Annotated in this window: 19 protein-coding genes; 15 read left to right on the plus strand and 4 right to left on the minus strand. The window is 63.2% G+C overall.

Features of this window, described 5'->3' with window-relative positions; genetic code table 11:
* Positions 1-44: 44 nt before the first annotated feature.
* Complete coding sequence (locus tag I8N66_RS17085; RefSeq protein ID WP_104667710.1) at positions 45-647, minus strand: superoxide dismutase; 603 nt, start codon at positions 645-647, stop codon at positions 45-47.
* 219 nt (positions 648-866) lie between these two features.
* Between I8N66_RS17085 and I8N66_RS17090 the strand changes: the two genes are divergently transcribed.
* The 4 genes from I8N66_RS17090 (at position 867) to I8N66_RS17105 (ending at position 3,127) form a co-directional block, all read left to right on the plus strand.
* Positions 867-1,205 (plus strand): hypothetical protein, encoded by a 339-nt coding sequence (locus I8N66_RS17090; protein WP_291155634.1) that lies wholly within the window; start codon positions 867-869, stop codon positions 1,203-1,205.
* Positions 1,206-1,328: 123 nt separating this feature from the next.
* On the plus strand, positions 1,329-1,667 hold the full coding sequence (locus I8N66_RS17095) for a hypothetical protein (RefSeq protein WP_113537892.1): 339 nt from the start codon (positions 1,329-1,331) through the stop codon (positions 1,665-1,667).
* A 137-nt stretch (positions 1,668-1,804) separates the two neighbouring features.
* A complete protein-coding gene (locus I8N66_RS17100; RefSeq protein ID WP_291155638.1) occupies positions 1,805-2,392 on the plus strand; it encodes a TetR/AcrR family transcriptional regulator in 588 nt (195 codons plus the stop codon).
* Between the two features lie 219 nt (positions 2,393-2,611).
* Positions 2,612-3,127 (plus strand): hypothetical protein, encoded by a 516-nt coding sequence (locus I8N66_RS17105; RefSeq protein WP_291155641.1) that lies wholly within the window; start codon positions 2,612-2,614, stop codon positions 3,125-3,127.
* Between the two features lie 95 nt (positions 3,128-3,222).
* Here I8N66_RS17105 and I8N66_RS17110 read toward each other — a convergent pair whose 3' ends face one another.
* Complete coding sequence (locus I8N66_RS17110) at positions 3,223-4,104, minus strand: branched-chain amino acid aminotransferase (protein WP_113537895.1); 882 nt, start codon at positions 4,102-4,104, stop codon at positions 3,223-3,225.
* Positions 4,105-4,256: 152 nt separating this feature from the next.
* Between I8N66_RS17110 and I8N66_RS17115 the strand changes: the two genes are divergently transcribed.
* The 6 genes from I8N66_RS17115 to tam all read left to right on the plus strand — a co-directional run bounded on the left by I8N66_RS17115 (position 4,257) and on the right by tam (position 8,910).
* On the plus strand, positions 4,257-4,790 hold the full coding sequence (locus I8N66_RS17115; protein ID WP_291155645.1) for a GNAT family N-acetyltransferase: 534 nt from the start codon (positions 4,257-4,259) through the stop codon (positions 4,788-4,790).
* Complete coding sequence (locus tag I8N66_RS17120; protein WP_291155648.1) at positions 4,787-5,827, plus strand: zinc-dependent alcohol dehydrogenase family protein; 1,041 nt, start codon at positions 4,787-4,789, stop codon at positions 5,825-5,827. Before I8N66_RS17115 ends, I8N66_RS17120 begins: the two co-directional genes overlap by 4 nt.
* Before the next feature lie 108 nt (positions 5,828-5,935).
* Positions 5,936-6,619: a YoaK family protein gene (locus tag I8N66_RS17125; protein WP_291155651.1), complete on the plus strand. Its 684-nt coding sequence runs from the start codon at positions 5,936-5,938 to the stop codon at positions 6,617-6,619.
* 106 nt (positions 6,620-6,725) lie between these two features.
* Positions 6,726-7,286: a phosphatase gene (locus I8N66_RS17130; protein ID WP_291155654.1), complete on the plus strand. Its 561-nt coding sequence runs from the start codon at positions 6,726-6,728 to the stop codon at positions 7,284-7,286.
* 179 nt (positions 7,287-7,465) lie between these two features.
* The gene (locus tag I8N66_RS17135) at positions 7,466-8,128 is read left to right on the plus strand and encodes a haloacid dehalogenase type II (protein ID WP_291155657.1); all 663 of its coding nucleotides are present in this window, start codon (positions 7,466-7,468) and stop codon (positions 8,126-8,128) included.
* 11 nt (positions 8,129-8,139) lie between these two features.
* Positions 8,140-8,910, plus strand: a complete 771-nt coding sequence (gene tam / locus I8N66_RS17140; RefSeq protein WP_291155660.1) for a trans-aconitate 2-methyltransferase — start codon at positions 8,140-8,142, stop codon at positions 8,908-8,910.
* A 20-nt stretch (positions 8,911-8,930) separates the two neighbouring features.
* Here the strand turns inward: tam and I8N66_RS17145 are convergent, their stop codons facing one another.
* The gene (locus I8N66_RS17145) at positions 8,931-9,824 is read right to left on the minus strand and encodes a LysR family transcriptional regulator (RefSeq protein ID WP_223726721.1); all 894 of its coding nucleotides are present in this window, start codon (positions 9,822-9,824) and stop codon (positions 8,931-8,933) included.
* A gap of 136 nt (positions 9,825-9,960) precedes the next feature.
* On the opposite strand from I8N66_RS17145, the gene I8N66_RS17150 reads away from it, so the two are divergent.
* From I8N66_RS17150 to I8N66_RS17160, 3 genes are all read left to right on the plus strand, one after another.
* The gene (locus I8N66_RS17150; RefSeq protein ID WP_223726720.1) at positions 9,961-11,142 is read left to right on the plus strand and encodes an MFS transporter; all 1,182 of its coding nucleotides are present in this window, start codon (positions 9,961-9,963) and stop codon (positions 11,140-11,142) included.
* A gap of 103 nt (positions 11,143-11,245) precedes the next feature.
* Entirely contained in the window at positions 11,246-12,082 is an 837-nt protein-coding gene (locus I8N66_RS17155; RefSeq protein WP_291155667.1) for an aldo/keto reductase, read from the plus strand.
* Positions 12,083-12,281: 199 nt separating this feature from the next.
* Positions 12,282-13,442 (plus strand): MFS transporter, encoded by a 1,161-nt coding sequence (locus tag I8N66_RS17160; protein ID WP_291155670.1) that lies wholly within the window; start codon positions 12,282-12,284, stop codon positions 13,440-13,442.
* Here I8N66_RS17160 and I8N66_RS17165 read toward each other — a convergent pair.
* The gene (locus I8N66_RS17165; protein WP_113538079.1) at positions 13,439-14,347 is read right to left on the minus strand and encodes a LysR family transcriptional regulator; all 909 of its coding nucleotides are present in this window, start codon (positions 14,345-14,347) and stop codon (positions 13,439-13,441) included. The two genes, I8N66_RS17160 and I8N66_RS17165, sit on opposite strands and share 4 nt — an antisense overlap.
* 108 nt (positions 14,348-14,455) lie before the next feature.
* On the opposite strand from I8N66_RS17165, the gene wrbA reads away from it, so the two are divergent.
* Together wrbA and I8N66_RS17175 are read left to right on the plus strand one after the other, a co-directional pair.
* Positions 14,456-15,088: an NAD(P)H:quinone oxidoreductase gene (gene wrbA, locus I8N66_RS17170; RefSeq protein WP_291155674.1), complete on the plus strand. Its 633-nt coding sequence runs from the start codon at positions 14,456-14,458 to the stop codon at positions 15,086-15,088.
* Complete coding sequence (locus tag I8N66_RS17175; protein ID WP_291155677.1) at positions 15,088-16,290, plus strand: MFS transporter; 1,203 nt, start codon at positions 15,088-15,090, stop codon at positions 16,288-16,290. The genes wrbA and I8N66_RS17175 overlap by 1 nt, the downstream gene beginning before the upstream one ends.
* The last annotated feature ends 186 nt before the right edge of the window (positions 16,291-16,476 follow it).

Consider the following 16,476-nt stretch of genomic DNA (forward strand, 5'->3'; position numbering starts at 1 on the left):
GCGCAAGCGCCGGGTCCAAAGGTCATGCGTCGAAATCGGACGACTTACTTGGAAGCCGCTTCGTACATTTCGAGCACGTAATCCCAGTTGATCAGGCTGTCGACGAAGGCTTCGAGGTACTTCGGGCGAGCATTGCGGTAGTCGATGTAATAGGAGTGTTCCCAGACATCGACGCCGAGGATCGGCGAAGCACCGTGAACGAGCGGGTTTTCGCCGTTCGGGGTCTTGGAGATTTCGAGCTTGCCGTTTTTGACCGAGAGCCACGCCCAGCCCGAGCCGAACTGGCCGGTGCCGGCGGCGATGAAATCAGCGCGGAACTTGTCGTAGCCGCCAAGATCGGACTTGATGGCCGCTTCGAGCTTGGCCGGCAGGCTGGTGCCGCCGCCACCCTTCTTCATCCACTTCCAGAAGTGGATGTGGTTGTAGTGCTGGCCGGCATTGTTGAACAGCGGCTGATTGGTGCCATAGGACTTCTTGACGACTTCCTCGAGCGACAGGTCGGAGAGGCCGGCTTCTTCAGCAAGCTTGTTGCCGTTGGTCACGTAGGCAAGGTGGTGCTTGTCGTGGTGATATTCGAGCGTCTCGCGCGACATGTAGGGCGCCAGCGCATCGTAGTCGTAGGGAAGGTTCGGCAATTCGAAAGCCATGTGGGCATCTCCTCTTGGCATGGGATTTCGTGTGGGAAATCTGTGAGCGGGAACATAGGCACCGGTCCCCATGGAGGCAACCGATGCAATGCCAATTTTTCCTCAACCCACGGAATATACTTTCAACATCATTTTGAAAGCATGACACTTTCGAGCACAATCGTGCCACGGTTTGCTTGCAGCTTGGCCGCCGCTACAACCTTGCATGAAGGACCGCCCATGCCCCAGCGCCTCATCCCCGCCCTCGCTCTTTCCGCTGCCGCGGCCCTGTTTGCGTCCAACGCCGCAGCCTCCTCCGGCGATGCATGGGAGGCGTTCCGGACGGAGGTTTCCAAGAAGTGCCTTGCGGCCGCCACTTCACTCGAGAAGGCAAGTGCCGTGGTCGATCCCTTCGGCTCGGAGAGCTTCGGCCTGGCACTGGTGATCGGCACACCGAAAGGCTCCAAAGCCGCTGTCACGCAGATCTGCGTCTTCGACAAGAAGAAGAAGACGGTCGAACTCGGAGGCGAGCTTGCACCTGACACGGTGAAGGTGGGCGTGCCTGCAAAGAAGAAATAACACACCCGCGCACGGAGAAGGCGCGAAGGATCTGCCGCAATCCGCTCGGCTGCCGAGGCCGCTACAAAGGGTTGCGAATGGAAACACACGCAATTACCGGGTCAACACCAACCGGAGATTGCCATGAAGTCCCTGCGCACTGCCTCGCTTGTTCTTTCTCTCGCCGTCCTCGCTTCCTGCGCACCGTCGCAGGATGAATATGCGCGCCTGCAGGCAGCAGCCCAAGGCAGTCCCGCACTTCAAAAGGCGATGTACCAGGATTGCGTCAGCAAGAAGTGGTCGAGATCCGACCTCGAAGGTGGCGCGATGCTGCTCAGTGTTCCACCGAGCAAGGTTCCGGCCCTCACTTGCAAGCGGCTCGTCAACGCATTGGCATCCGGTCGACTGAAATATGCCGACGTTCGGCGCAACATGAATGGCGGGCCGACCGTGAACCTCATCAAGATCCTGCAAGGTCGCTGAGCCAACAGCGACGATCACGCGACGGCGCGTGGCTGCCGATCTGCCAGGCGGGCCGGAAGGTCGTCCGTTCTACGCTGCCCTCCCTTGAGCGCCACCTGCGGCTTGAGCTTCAACCGACCAGTTGGTAGAGGTTTGCCATGGTGAGTGAGACCTACGAAAAGATCCTGGACGTCGCGGAACGCCTGATGGTGTCGAGGGGTTACAACGCCTTCAGCTATGCCGACATTGCGCCTGAAGTGGGTGTCGGCAAGGCAACGATCCATCATCACTTCCCGAGCAAGGCGGATCTGGCGGCAACGGTGCTTGCGCGCTACCGCAAGAACAATCGCCGCCATGTCGAAGGGCTGCTGGCTACCGTCGCCGATCCGGTTGCGCGGCTTGAAGCCTATATCGGCTTCTGGGAGGACTGCATTCGCCGACAGGACATGCCGTTCTGCATAGGAGCCCTGCTCGCCTCCGAGATCCCGTCACTGCCGGAAGCCGTCGTTCAGCAGGTGCGTAGCCATTTCGCCGATCTCGCCGGCTGGCTCCGTGCGGTGATCGAGGACGGCGTCGCCAATGGCTTGCTCAAGGCCGAACACGGATCAGCAGTAGCGGCTGATTGCTTGATTGCCTCCGTTCACGGCGCCATGCTTGCGGCGCGCGTCGCCGACTCCGATCCCACCGTGTTTTCGGCTATCGCCCGTCGCGCACTGGATCAGCTTCTGGCCAGCAAGACGATGTGATCGAAGGTGCCGCTGGCGTTGGCGTGGCGTCATCAAGGTGCAAGAATGTCGACGCAAAATCGGCTAGGACTGTTCCCACGGTAACGGCGGACAGTCTGTAGCGGCCGTAAAGTCAAACTTGGACGTACCCGATGCGCCGGCAGAAGCAGCAAGCGCATTTCTTTTTTTGAACCAACACTGACCAACTAGTCGGTCGGCAATATTCGAAGGAGCAAGATCATGGCAAATCCGCTGTCCACCCTTGGCATCATACATACGGCAATCAGCCTAGCGCCCGTCGCCGCGGGGCTCTACGGTTTCGCCCGCTATGGCGCCATCGATCCTGCGACGCGCTCCGGCAAGATCTATCTCGCCACTCTCCTCCTCACCGTTTTGACGACGGCGGGGCTGTCGAGCACCGGCGGCTTCAATGCAGGGCATGCGCTTGGCATCGTCACGCTCCTCGTGATCGCCGGGAGCCTTGCCGTTGCGCGCATCGATTTCCTCGGACGCCTGAAACCCTACCTGACGACACTCGGCCTCTCGTTCACTTACTTCTTGCTGATCGTGCCGGCGGTCAATGAAACGCTGAAACGGCTGCCGGTCTCGCAGCCGCTCGCAAATGGCCCGGAATCACCGATCGTGCAGACAACGTTGCTCGTCTGGCTGGTGATCTTCCTGTCGGGCATCTCAGTCCAGGCCTATCTGATCCACAGGCACGCTGCAGCGACGGCGCGCACATCCCTCTCCCGCTGATCGCGGGAGGGAAGCGACCGGACTGTGGCCGTACTTCAAAGCGCACTATCCGAGCGCAGGAGCCTCGCGCCCGGTGCCTTTGCCTTCGGATTTTCTCAAACGTCGCGCGCCGCGTGCGCCCAATCCATGTAGAGATCGCGCGCCTTGGCGGCGACCGGACCGGCCTGCAGGTCACGGCTCTCCAGACGCGTCACCGGCAGCACCTTGGAGTAATTGCCGGAGGTGAAAATCTCGTCGGCCGCTTCGAAATCGGCCATGGTCAACGTCGCCTCGACCACTTCGAAACCGGCTTCCCGCAGCAATGTCATGACGCGGAAGCGGGTGATGCCGGCAAGGAAGGTGCGGTTGGCAGCCGGCGTGTAGACGACGCCGTCCTTGACCAGGAAGACGTTGGAAGAGCCGGTCTCGGCGATGTTGCCGAGCATGTCGCGCACGAGCGCATTGTCGAATCCGCGCGAACGCGCCTCCGTCAGGATGCGGGCATTGTTCGGGTAGAGGCAGCCGGCCTTCGCGTCAGTCGGCATCGATTCCAGCGTCGGCCGGCGGAACGGCGAGAGCGTCAGCGACGAACCGCCATGGCCGTTGCCCATGGGGGCTTCGAACAGGCAAAGCGCGAAACGGGTCGATTCCGGATCGATGGCGACGACACCGGCGGCGCCGTGCTCGGCCCAGTACATCGGCTTTACATAGAGTGCAGTCTTGCCGTCGAACTTCTTTGCGCCTTCCCACGTCAGCGCTTCGATCTCTTCGGCTGTCATGGTCGGCTTCAGGCCAAGCGCCGTTGCCGAACGGTTGACGCGCTGGCAATGCAGATCGAGGTCAGGGGCGACGCCATCAAAGACTCGGGCACCGTCGAATACCGTCGAACCCAGCCACATCGCGTGCGAAGTCGGTCCGATCAGCGGCGGGTTGCCCGAGAGCCATTCGCCATCGACATAAGTCCAGGTCACTGAGCGGGGGGATGTATCGACGGCCATCGGCGTCTCCTTAAGGTTTTTATTCTAGTCTTTCCGCATACCCCGAAAAAACAGCATCGGGGTGAATGGGTCTATCAAAAAATGTCATGGCGACCATTCTGGCACCGGAACGACCTCTCGCTTAGTCTCTTGCGCAAACGAAAGGGACATCCGTGCAGATCAGACATCTCGATCAGGACGACGTGGAAATCTTCCGCCGCATACGGCTGGAGGCACTCCATCACGAGCCACAGGCCTTCGCCTCGACCGAGGCGGACTGGGCGCGGCTTCCTGTTGCCGAATGGCAGGCACGGCTTGCTGCCAACGCCGTCTTTGTCGCTCTCGACGGCGATGAGCCCGTCGGCATCATGGGCTCGATGCGGCAGCGCGCCAGCCGGATGGCGCACCGGGCCACCATCATCATGGTCTACGTTCGCCGCGAGGCGCGCGGATCCGGTGTAGCGCGCCAGCTTCTTGCCCGTCTTACCGAACATGCGCGTTCGGACGGTATCCGGATGCTGGAGCTTGTCGCCCGCGCCGACAACGGCACCGCAATCCGCTTCTACGAACGCGAGGGTTTCCGCGAAATCGGATGCGTTCCGGGCGGGCTCCTCGACGGAGAGGAAGAAGTCGACGAAATTCTCATGGCGCGGCACATCGATGGTCGCGCCGCCCCCATTCAGACATTGCAAGGAGCGCCCCGATGAAAGCCATGTATTACGACGCGTTCGAGAAGACGCCGGAGATCCGGACCCTTCCCGACCCGACCCCGACCGAAAACGGCGTCGTCATCAAGGTCGAGGCCACCGGGCTTTGCCGTTCCGACTGGCATGGATGGATGGGCCATGACGCCGATATCCGCCTGCCGCATGTGCCCGGTCATGAACTGGCGGGCGTGGTCACCGCGGCCGGCCGCGGCGTGATGCGCTACAAGGTCGGCGACCGCGTCACCGTGCCCTTCGTTTCCGGCTGCGGCCGCTGCGGTGAGTGCCGCTCGGGTAACCAGCAGGTCTGCGAGGCGCAGTTCCAGCCGGGCTTTACCCATTGGGGCTCGTTTGCCGAATATGTCGCGCTCGATTTCGCCGACCAGAACCTCGTGCATCTGCCCGAAAGCATGGATTTCACCACGGCCGCAAGCCTCGGCTGCCGTTTCGCCACCTCGTTCCGCGCCGTCGCCGACCAGGCCAAGGTCAAGGGCGGCGAGTGGGTGGCAGTGCATGGCTGCGGTGGTGTCGGCCTTTCGGCGATCATGATCGCGGCAGCACTCGGCGCCAAGCCGATCGCGATCGACATCGCCGAAGACAAGCTCGCCTTCGCCAAAAAGCTCGGTGCCGTGGCAACGATCAACGGCCGTGACGTGCAGGACGTCGCAGCCGCCGTCAAGGATATTACCGGTGGCGGCGCGCACGTCTCGATCGACGCGCTCGGCAATCCTGTGACCTGCTTCAACTCGATCAAGAACCTGCGCCGGCGCGGTCGCCATGTCCAGGTCGGGCTGATGCTCGGCGACCAGGCGACACCGCAGATCCCGATGGCACAGGTGATCGGCCACGAGCTCGAGATCTACGGCAGCCACGGCATGCAGGCCTGGCGCTACGACGCCATGCTGGCGATGATTGCCGACGGCAAGCTGAAGCCGCAGCAGCTGATCGGCCGGGAGATTTCGCTTGAAGAGGCCATCCCTGCGCTGACCACCATGGACCGCGCCACCGACCTCGGCATCAGCGTCATCACGCGATTCTGATGGCCGTGGCAAGCTGGAAACGCCACATCCGGCAGGCAATATGACGAGCGCCCATTCCGACTCACCTTCCGGATGCGCTAGCCTTGTCCCCAATCGGGGGCAAGGCAGATGACCATCGCGAGACGGCGAAGATTGATACAGCGGCAGCGGACCGGCACGGCGCTCGCCATTGCCGCAACGATCTCGTTTCTCGCCGGCATGACCGACGCGATCGGGCTCTTGAGCATTGGCGACTTCGTTTCCTTCATGAGCGGCAACACGACGCGGGCGGCGATCGCGCTCGGCGACGGCGATTTGATCGGCGCCCTGCTGCTCGTCGGCGCGCTCGGAGCCTTCATCGTCGGCAACGCGCTCGGCGTGATCGCGGCAGCACGCCTCGGCGTCGTCGGTGTTCTCTCATCCGTCAGTTTCGTGCTCATGCTCTGCGCCGGCTTCGGCAGCTGGATGCCGAAGCCCTTCTATTTCTACGGCGTCGTGCTTGCCATGGGCCTGGTCAATGCGGCAGTCGAGCATATCGAAGGCCTGCCGATCGGACTTACCTACGTGACCGGCGCCCTTTCCCGCTTCGGGCGTGGCCTCGGCCGCTGGCTGCTCGGCAACAGGAACCGCCAGTGGATGATGCAGATCGTGCCCTGGCTCGGCATGTTCTCCGGCGCGGTCGCCGGCGCACTGTTGCAGCGCCACTTCGGCGCGGTCGCGCTCTGGGCGTCCTTTGCACTCAGCACCGGGCTCGGGCTTGCCACCGTTCTCGTGCCGTCCCGCTGGTCGCGGCGCTATATCCATTCGGGTTGACGCCCCGCCCGATGGCCGCTTTTCGCCTATCCCATGATTTTGCTCTTAAGCCTCGGCCGGTTTCAGGGCAAAATCCGCACGAAAGAATCACGAGCGAGGTCCTGCCATGGCGCTTGCGGCAGCTGTCACCGGGGATGAACTCTACCATCCCGTACTCAACGCCAATCCGGCGCATCCGGCCGGCTGGCCCATTCGGGTCATCGTCAGCTCGCAGACCGAAGCGCGGCACAATCGCGCGCTCTGGGCACCGACGCATCTGATCTCCATCCGCGCGCCCGGCAGCCGGCTGCTCTCGATGATCGAGCTGCCGCCGGAAAGGCATCTGGAACTCTTTTTCGGAGACACCACCGATCCGGACGAACCGGATGCGGCGCGCCCGGAGGCGATCGACGCTGCCTTCGCTTTTGTCGACGGTCTGCCCGAAGACGCCCATCTGCTCATCCATTGCCTTCGGGGCATTGGCCGCGCGACGGCGCTGACGCTCGGCATCCTTGCGCGCTACATGCCGCCGGAAGACGCAGCCGCCGCACTGCATGCGCTGCGGCCGGAAGCCAAGCCGAACCGTCATGTGGTCAACCTCTGCGACACGGCGCTCGGCCTCAAGGGCAGGCTTGCCAAGCAGGCGCTGCGTTTTCCGGCAAAAGTCTGGAAACCAGCCAAAGGTTGAAGCAAGAAATCCGTGGCCGTTGTGCAATGCACAAATATTTGACATGATCCCACGAAAGAACGGTGACAGCTGGCTACCCGATCGGGCATGATGCTGTAAGCCTTTGTTTTCGGATAGGCTTTGACGTGGCTCTATCGCCGTGTCATCCCAGCGCCGAAAACAAAAGACGGGAGGAAAAGATGTCCCACGCGGCCTATGTGTTTGACGCCTACGGCACGCTCTTCGACGTGCATGCGGCCGTCAGGCGCCACGCGCAGGAGATCGGTCCGGACGGGCAGGCTTTCTCCGAACTCTGGCGCGCCAAGCAGCTCGAATATTCCTGGGTGCGCTCGCTGATGGGCAGCTACCAGGACTTCTGGCAACTGACCGAACAGTCGCTCGACTATGCGTTCGCGCGTTTTCCCTCTGCCGACCCGAAACTTCGCAAGCGCCTGCTTGATGCCTACTGGACGCTCGATTGCTATCCGGAAGTGCCGGCGGTCCTGAAGGGGCTGAAGGAGCGCGGCGCGCGGATCGCCATCCTTTCCAACGGCTCGCCGGCTATGCTCGCATCCGCGGTGCGCAACGCCGCGCTCGACATTGTCATCGACGACGTCTTTTCGGTCGACGCGGTGAAGGCGTTCAAGACAGCGCCCGCGGTCTACGATCTCGTTACCACCAGCTACCGGCTCTACCCGCACGCAGTCTCGTTCCAGTCGTCGAACCGCTGGGATATTGCCGGGGCGACGAAGTTCGGTTTCCGTACCGTCTGGATCAACCGGGCGGACATGCCGGACGAATATCTCGATCACGGGCCGGCGCTGATCCTGCCCTCGCTCGAAAGCCTGCAATTCGGCATCTGAAGGATTCCCCAATGGTCTGGTCGCCTGCGCAATATCTGAAGTTCGAAGACGAACGCACCCGACCAGCCAGAGATCTTCTCGCCCAAGTCCCTGAGTTGCCCGAGGGACCAGCCTTCGATCTCGGCTGCGGGCCCGGCAATTCCACCGAACTCATTCGCGACCGGTTTCCCGAAGCGACGCTGTCCGGCCTCGACAGCGACGAGAACATGCTCGTTGCGGCGGCCAAGCGGCTGCCCGGCATCACCTTCGAACGGGCGGATCTTGCAAGCTGGACCCCACCCGCCGGTGCATCGCTGTTTTACGGCAATGCCGTCTTCCAATGGCTTCCGAACCATCTCACGATCTTCGAAAGGCTGATGAACGCCCTTGCATCGGGTGGCACGCTCGCGGTCCAGATGCCGGACAATCTCGCCGAGCCGAGCCACCTGCTGATGGAGGAGACCGCCCGCAGCCCTGCCTTCGCCGAGGTCTTCGCCGGCAAGACCATCCGCCGCAATCCGATGCCGGGGCCGGCGACCTATGTCGAATGCCTGGCGCCGCAGGCGGCGAGCATCGAGGTCTGGCACACGATCTACCACCATCGGCTGGCCAATGCCGAAGCGATTGTCGAGTGGGTGAAAGGCACGGGCCTGCGCCCCTATCTCGACGCCGTGCCGGAAGACAGGCGCGACGCCTTTGTTGCCGCCTATACGGACCGGATCCGCGCTGCCTATCCTGCCATGAGCGACGGCAAGGTGCTGTTGCATTTTCCCCGAATTCTCATCGTCGCGGTGAAGGCGTAGCGCATCCGGACCTGTCGCCGTTACATGCGGTCGACCAGGAAATCGATGAAGGCACGGATACGGGCGGCGAGATGCTCATGGCCGGCGTAGACGGCATAAACCGTCTCGATCTCGCCCGATTGATAGTCTTCCAGCAACGGCACGAGCTTGCCCGCTTCGAAATCCGGCTCAACGTGGAAACGGCCGATGCGGCCAATGCCCATGCCGGCAAGACAAAGCTGGCGGACGATCGAACCGCTCGATACCTGCATGTTGCCGAAGACCGAGCGAAGTTCCGCGGCCGGCTGCCCGGGCATGCGGAACGCCCATTCGTCGACGCTGCGGCGGAAGTTGAAGCGGATGCAATTGTGGCCGTCGAGATCGTCAGGCGTTTGCGGGATCCCATGTTTTTCCAGATAGTCGGGCGATGCGATCACCACCGGCCGGCTGTCCATGAGCTTGCGCGCCTTCAAGGATGAATCACGCAACGGTCCGGTGCGGATCGCCACGTCTGCGCGCTCGCCAACGACGTCGATCATGCTGTCGGTCAGCGTCAGATCGAGCTGCACCTCCGGATAGCGAGCCAGAAATTCCGGCGCGAGCGGCATGATGTAGCGCTCACCGAAGCCGACCGCCGCATTCACCCGCAACAGCCCGCGTGGCGTCATGCGGCCGCCGGCGGCGACCAGTTGTTCGGTCTCGGCGATGTCCGACAATATCCGTTGCGCCCGCTGGAGGTAGACCTCCCCCTCCGGCGTCAGTTGCAGGGTCCGGGTCGAGCGCACGAGAAGACGGGTGCCGAGCCGATCCTCGATACGTGTCACCAGCTTGCTGACGGCCGAAGGCGAAAGCGTCAGCCGCCGCGCGGCCGCCGAGAAACTGCGCGTCTCCGAAACCGCAACGAAGACCTCCATCTCACCCGCCCGGTTATCCATCTTTCACCTTTGAAGCCAATTCACAGTCACTTGTCCGATTATGCGTATTATCACGAGGAGTGCACAGGCTCATATTCCGCCCGACTTCAACAACAACCACGCCCGGCCCTCCCAGCCGGGTGGGAAAGGTCTCGTCGTGCCCATTGCCATCCTCGCCCTGACGATCGCGGCCTATGCGATCGGAACAACGGAATTCGTGATCGTCGGCCTGCTGCCAACGGTCGCTACCGACCTTAACGTCACCCTGCCGCTCGCGGGCCTGATCGTCAGCGTCTATGCGCTCGGTGTCACCTTTGGCGCGCCGGTGCTGACTGCGCTCACCGGCCGGATCGAGCGCAAGCCGCTCCTCATCGGCCTGATGGCCCTGTTCATCGTCGGCAATGCTGCTGCGGCACTCTCGCCAAGCTATGAACCGCTGCTCGTCGCCCGTGTCATTTCCGCCTTTGCCCATGGCGTATTCTTCTCAGTCGGCTCTACCATCGCCGCCGACCTCGTTCCGGAAGACCGCCGCGCCTCCGCGATCGCCATGATGTTCATGGGCCTCACTGTCGCGATCGTTACCGGCGTGCCGCTCGGCACCTGGATCGGCCAGACCTTCGGCTGGCGTGCCACCTTCTGGGCCGTGACCGGTCTCGGCGTCGTCGCGCTCGCCGCGATCGTTGCCCTGCTGCCGAACACGCTCTCCAAGGCGCCGCCGGCCAAGCTCATCGATCAGGTCCGCGTGCTCGGTTCCGGCCGCCTGCTGATCGTCTTTGCCATGACCGCGCTCGGTTACGGCGGCACCTTCGTCGCCTTCACCTTCCTGGCGCCGATCCTGCAGGACATCACCGGCTTTTCGGAAGGCGCCGTCAGCCTGATCCTGGTGCTCTATGGCATCGCCATTGCCATCGGTAACATTGCCGGCGGCAAGATCGCCAACCGCGACCCGGTAAAGGCGCTGATCGGCCTGTTCCTGGCGCAGGCAGCCGTGCTGGTCCTTTTCACCTTCACCGCTCCCTCGCCAGTGCTGACGCTGGCGACACTTGCGGCGTTGGGCTTCCTGTCTTTCGCCAATGTCCCTGGCCTGCAACTCTATGTCGTGCAGCTTGCCAAACAGCACCGTCCGGGCGCCGTCGATGTCGCCTCGGCGCTCAACATCGCAGCCTTCAACCTCGGCATTGCCGTCGGCGCCTGGCTCGGCGGCGTGATCGTCGCCTCGCCGCTCGGCCTCGGCATGACACCCGTTATCGGCGCCCTGCTCGTCGCTGCCGCCCTGCTGCTTACAGTTCTGAGCGGCGCACTTGATCGGCGGGCCGGCGCGGCCTACCAACCGGCTTGAACCGCCGTCCCTGAGGACCACCTATAGATCGTTCCTTTTTCGCCCGGCCCCATGGCCGGGCGCTCGTCACGTTCAGCAGGTCATGCACAAGGAGTTACACATCATGCATTCCGTCAATTCCAACGGCGCCAACATTCCGGCGCTCGGCTTCGGCACCTTCCGCATGCCAGGCGCAGACGTGCTGCGGGTGCTGCCGGAAGCGCTCAAACTCGGCTTCCACCATATCGATACCGCACAGATCTACGGCAACGAGGCCGAGGTCGGCGAAGCGATCCACAATTCCGGCGTCTCGCGCGCCGACATCTTCCTCACCACCAAGGTCTGGGTCGACAAATATGCGCATCGCGACTTCCTCGCCTCGGTCGACGAGAGCCTGAAAAAGCTGAAGACAGACCATGTCGATCTGCTTCTCCTGCATTGGCCGGGCGGCAGCGACGTGCCGATGGCCGAGCGCATCGGCGCCCTCAACGAAGTGCACAAGGCCGGAAAAGTCCGCCATATCGGCGTCAGCAACTTCAACACGGAGCAGATGGAAGAGGCGGTGAAGCTGAGCGATGCACCGATCGCCACCAACCAGGTCGAGTACCACCCCTATCTCGACCAGACAAAGGTGCTTGGAACGGCGCGCAAGTATGGCATGTCGATCACCGCCTACTACGCAATGGCGAACGGCAAAGTGCCGAACGATCCGCTCTTGAAGGAGATCGGCGCCCGCCACGGCAAGACGGCCGCGCAAGTTGCGCTTCGCTGGCTGGTGCAGCAGAAGGACGTGATCACGCTTTCGAAGACCGCGACGGTCGATCGCCTGAAAGAAAACTTCGCGATCTTCGACTTCGCGCTCGGCGACGGCGAAATGGCCGAGATCCACGCCCTTGCCCGCGCCGACGGCCGCATCGTCAACCCGGAAGGCCTTGCTCCCGTCTGGGACAAGGCTGCTTGATCTCAGGTTGGAGCGGGATGCGGGCGGAAAACCGCGCGCACTTTTCCTCATCCCGCTCTTGGATTGGAGCGGGATGCGGGCGGAAAACCGCGCACACTTTTCCTCATCCCGCTCCGTCATTTCGCCGCCGGCCAATTCCCTGCCGGCGGCGGATAGGCTATGGACATCGCCTCAAGGACACCGATCAGAGGGAGGGGCGATGTCGTTGCATGAGGCACAGCCAAGCGATTTCGCGCCCGACTGGCCGGCGATCATCGCCGTCGTTCTGGGCGTCACCGCCTTCTCGGTGGCGCAGGGGCTCACCTACCCGCTGATCTCGCTTTCGCTGGAAAGCCGCGGCGTTTCTGCCGGCATGATCGGCCTCAATGCCATGGGCTTTGCCGCCGGTCTCGGCGTTGCGACCCTCATTCTCGGCCGGCTGACCCGGCTCGCCTCCGCTGACAAGCTGATCATCGCCAGCCTGATTGGCTGCTCCATCTGTCTCGCGACGCTGGCCTCGACGTCGGAACTCGTCATCTGGTTTATCGCCCGCTTTGCCCTCGGCTTCTTCGTCAGCATGGTCTTCATGCTCGGTGAAGCCTGGCTGAACACCGCCTGTCCGGACCGGCTGCGCGGTCGTGTTTCCGGGCTTTACGGCGCCGGCATGTGTGGCGGCTTTGCCGCCGGACCGCTGGCGATCCCGTTGCTCGGCACCAGCGGCGGTCTCGGCTTTGCCCTCCTGGCGATCTACATCGCGCTGGTCGCGTTCCTCACCGGGCTTCTGACCATGGGCGCCCGCACCCGGCCGGAACCCACCTCGACGCGTGACCTCTTTGCCTTTTTCAAGAAGGCGCCAATCCTGATCCTCATGGTGCTGATGTTCGGTTTTGCCGATATCGCGGCGATCTCGGCCATGCCTGTCTATTTCGTCAAGACGGGCCACAGCCAGGCCTTTGCCGCGCTCAGCGTCACGGCGCTGGCTATACCGACGGCACTCGCGCAGCCGTTCATCGGTGTGTTGCTCGACCGCCTGCCGCGCCGCCGGGTGGCGATTTCGGCCGCCGCCGTCGCCGCCACCGGCTATTTGCTAGTGCCGTTCCTGTCTTCCGATATCGCCCTGCTACTGAGCTTCGCCTTTATCGGCGCGGCGAGCTTCGCGCTCTATACGGCAGCGCTCACCATGCTCGGCGAAGAGTATCGTGGCAGCATGCTGGTTGCCGGCAGCGCCGCGTTCTCGCTCGCCTATGCGGCCGGAAGTGCTGCCGGTTCCGGCGCCACCGGCGCACTGATGAACTTCGTCGATCCGGTCGCCGGCCCTCTCGGCGTCGGCGCCGTGCTCGTGATCTTCACCCTAGCCTTCGCGATTGCCGGTCGGCGCTAGCCCGCGGCACAGAGCCGGGCAAGTGCCTCCCCGAAAACCCGCGCAGCAGGTCCGAGCGGCTCATCGATCCGGTGAGTGAGATAGCACTCAGCGCCGACCTGGCTGTTGCGGCCAAGGGCTGCCGTCGGCATGCGTACGAGCCGGCCTTCATCGAGATCCCGCTGTACCTGCCAGAGCGGCAGCCGGCCCCAGCCGAGGCCTGCCCGGATCATCGCATGTTTGGTGTCCTGACTGCTGACGCGGCAGGTCTGCGGCGAGAGCACGCCGAAATCCCGTCCTACCGTGCGCTGCGAGGGATCGGACTGGACAATCTGCAGGTGGTCGGCGAGCTCGGCGTTTTCGAGTGCGCCATCGCGGGCAAGCCCCAGGGGGTGATGCGCCGCGACGACCGCAACGAGCTGAACCGTCGCGAGTGCCTGACGGGCGATCGCCGGATCGCGGAAGTCTTCGCCGACCATGATGCCGAGGGTGAAGCGGCGTTCGACGAGTCCGTCCAGCGGTCCGCCGAGCGGCGAAACCGCAAGCCGGATCGAAACAGTGGGGTAGATCGTCCGCATTTCGTTCAGGGCCAGCCCGATCGTCTCGATCGGAAAGAGCGTGTCGACGATCAGCGAAAGCTCCAGTTCGATCCCCTCGCCAAGCCCGCGTGCTCGGGCCCGCATGGCGTCTACCCTGAGCAAGATGTCGCGGGCATTGGCAAGCAGCGCTTGCCCTTCCGGCGTCAGCACCGGCCGATGGCCCGAGCGGTCGAAGAGCGCAACGCCAAGTTCGCTCTCCAGATTGGCGATGGCATGACTGACCGCCGATTGCACCCGGGAAAGGCGGGCAGCGCCCGCGCGGAAACTCCCACTTTCGGCGACGGTAACGAAGGTCCGCATCTGATCGAGCGTCAGGGCATCCAGCATGATCGATTCTATAGATCAGTTTGATGAATTTTATCTCACTTTATCAGATCACGGAAAGCACCCATTTTCTCTTCCGAACAGCAAGTGCTCGGCAGGAAGGAAAGCGCGATGGTCAAGATACTCGTCCTCTACTACTCATCCTATGGTCATATCGAGACGATGGCGACGGCCGTTGCCGAGGGCGCACGCGCCGCCGGCGCCACGGTCGCGCTGAAGCGGGTTCCCGAAATCGTGCCGGAGGCCGTTGCCATCAAGGCGGGGTACAAGCGCGACCAGGACGCACCGATTGCGACCGTCGCGGAGCTGCCGGACTATGACGCGATCATCATCGGCACGCCGACACGCTTCGGCAACATGGCGGCGCAGATGAAAAACTTCCTCGATCAGGCAGGCGGCATCTGGGCGCGGGACGCCTTGGTCGGCCGTATCGGCAGCGTCTTCACCTCGACGGGAAGCCAGCATGGCGGCCAGGAATCGACGATCCTCGCCACCCATACCGTGCTTCTCCATCTCGGCATGGTGATCGCTGGCCTGCCCTACAGCTTCAAGGGTCAGATGCGCATGGACGAAATCACCGGCGGATCGCCCTATGGCGCCTCGACCCTCGCCGACGACGGCAATGGTGGTGACCGACGACCGAGCGCCAATGAACTGGAAGGCGCTCGTTTCCAGGGACGCCACGTCGCAGAACTCGCAGCGGCGCTGGTCGCCGGCCGTGCGCGCGTAGCGGAGATCGCCTGATGGCCACGGCAGCGACCTTCCTTCGAGAAAGAACCGATTGGCCGGGTGTGATGACGGTTGTCACCGCCGGCGTGGTCGCAGCCATGCAGGTCGGCAAGGGGCTGATTGCCGGACCCATGCTGCAGTCCGACCTCGGTCTCGATCTCTCCGCCCTCGGCTGGATCACCTCAGTCTTCGCCGTCGTCGGCGTCATCGGCGGCATGGCGGCGGGTGCCTTCGTCGCGGCAGCCGGGGACCGGCGTCTGCTCGCAATCGGCATGGCCCTGCTGGCGCTCGCCTCCTTCGCGGGAGCAGCCAGCCCGGCGTTCACGCTGCTTCTTCTGTCACGCATCGTCGAAGGTTTCGGCTTCCTGCTGGTCGTCGTTGCCGGCCCGGCTATTCTCATGCGCCTGGTGACAACGGATCGACGCGACCTCGTCTTTGCACTCTGGAGCTGCTTCATGCCCGCGGGCATGGCGATCGCCATGCTGACCGGTCCGGTCTTTGCCGATTGGCAAGCGATCTGGTGGAGTAATGGCTTGCTCACGCTGGCGAGCCTCGCTTTAGTCTTCCTGGCGGTGTCACCATCTCCGGCAACATCCGGCGGCGACACCACTTTCCGTAGTGATGCGGCCGAGACGCTCACGAGCCACGGCCCGATGCTGCTTTTCGTGCTGTTTTCGCTCTACAGTCTGATGAGCTTTACGCTTTCGAGTTTTCTGCCGATCCTGTTGATCGAACGCCTGCACGTCTCGCTTGGTACCGTTGGCCTCTTGAGCGCCGTCATCACGCTGGTGAACGTCATCGGCAATCTGGCCGCCGGTCATCTTCTCACCCGTGGCTTTTCCCGAGGCCGGCTGGTCGCGAGCGCCGCCTTGCTGACGGGCGTGTTCGGCCTGTGGATCTTCCTGAGCCAGTCCGGCGGAGATCTGGTCCTTTGGCTTTGCATCCTGTTTTCTACGATCGGCGGCCTCATTCCGGCGACGCTGATTTCGTCGGTGCCGATTCTTTCACCGCGCCCGGCGCTGGCGCCGATGGCGATGGGTCTACTGATGCAGGGCAGCAACCTGGGGCAGCTCATCGGGCCGGTCGCAGTCGGAACGGCGATCGAGCTCTACGGCTGGACTTCGGGGGCAGCCTTCATCGGCGGCAGCGCCCTCCTCTGCATCGTGCTTGCGCCGACGCTCGAACGGGCGCTGCGAACCAAAATGCAGCGGAGGTGATGGCCGCCTGCAGAGGCGGAGCGCAAAGAAAAACCCACCGGCGGCAAACCGGTGGGTTGGGCACTACGGAAAACCTATGTGCGGATCAGACGAACTGGCTGAGACCCGGAACCGAGGCGACCACTTCGTCGACGATGTCGTCGCCGGCCTTTTCCTTGGCAAAGGCAATCGTTTCCTTGGCGAGCC

Source organism: Ensifer sp. SSB1 (genome assembly GCF_016652895.1).
GTDB lineage: Bacteria > Pseudomonadota > Alphaproteobacteria > Rhizobiales > Rhizobiaceae > Ensifer.

Bases quoted from the DNA above. Each gene is read 5' to 3' on its own strand.
- I8N66_RS17085 (WP_104667710.1), bottom strand. From the start codon at position 647: ATGGCTTTCGAATTGCCGAACCTTCCCTACGACTACGATGCGCTGGCG.
- I8N66_RS17090 (WP_291155634.1), top strand. From the start codon at position 867: ATGCCCCAGCGCCTCATCCCCGCCCTCGCTCTTTCCGCTGCCGCGGCC.
- I8N66_RS17095 (WP_113537892.1), top strand. From the start codon at position 1,329: ATGAAGTCCCTGCGCACTGCCTCGCTTGTTCTTTCTCTCGCCGTCCTC.
- I8N66_RS17100 (WP_291155638.1), top strand. From the start codon at position 1,805: ATGGTGAGTGAGACCTACGAAAAGATCCTGGACGTCGCGGAACGCCTG.
- I8N66_RS17105 (WP_291155641.1), top strand. From the start codon at position 2,612: ATGGCAAATCCGCTGTCCACCCTTGGCATCATACATACGGCAATCAGC.
- I8N66_RS17110 (WP_113537895.1), bottom strand. From the start codon at position 4,104: ATGGCCGTCGATACATCCCCCCGCTCAGTGACCTGGACTTATGTCGAT.
- I8N66_RS17120 (WP_291155648.1), top strand. From the start codon at position 4,787: ATGAAAGCCATGTATTACGACGCGTTCGAGAAGACGCCGGAGATCCGG.
- I8N66_RS17125 (WP_291155651.1), top strand. From the start codon at position 5,936: ATGACCATCGCGAGACGGCGAAGATTGATACAGCGGCAGCGGACCGGC.
- I8N66_RS17130 (WP_291155654.1), top strand. From the start codon at position 6,726: ATGGCGCTTGCGGCAGCTGTCACCGGGGATGAACTCTACCATCCCGTA.
- I8N66_RS17135 (WP_291155657.1), top strand. From the start codon at position 7,466: ATGTCCCACGCGGCCTATGTGTTTGACGCCTACGGCACGCTCTTCGAC.
- tam (WP_291155660.1), top strand. From the start codon at position 8,140: ATGGTCTGGTCGCCTGCGCAATATCTGAAGTTCGAAGACGAACGCACC.
- I8N66_RS17145 (WP_223726721.1), bottom strand. From the start codon at position 9,824: ATGGATAACCGGGCGGGTGAGATGGAGGTCTTCGTTGCGGTTTCGGAG.
- I8N66_RS17155 (WP_291155667.1), top strand. From the start codon at position 11,246: ATGCATTCCGTCAATTCCAACGGCGCCAACATTCCGGCGCTCGGCTTC.
- I8N66_RS17160 (WP_291155670.1), top strand. From the start codon at position 12,282: ATGTCGTTGCATGAGGCACAGCCAAGCGATTTCGCGCCCGACTGGCCG.
- I8N66_RS17165 (WP_113538079.1), bottom strand. From the start codon at position 14,347: ATGCTGGATGCCCTGACGCTCGATCAGATGCGGACCTTCGTTACCGTC.
- wrbA (WP_291155674.1), top strand. From the start codon at position 14,456: ATGGTCAAGATACTCGTCCTCTACTACTCATCCTATGGTCATATCGAG.
- I8N66_RS17175 (WP_291155677.1), top strand. From the start codon at position 15,088: ATGGCCACGGCAGCGACCTTCCTTCGAGAAAGAACCGATTGGCCGGGT.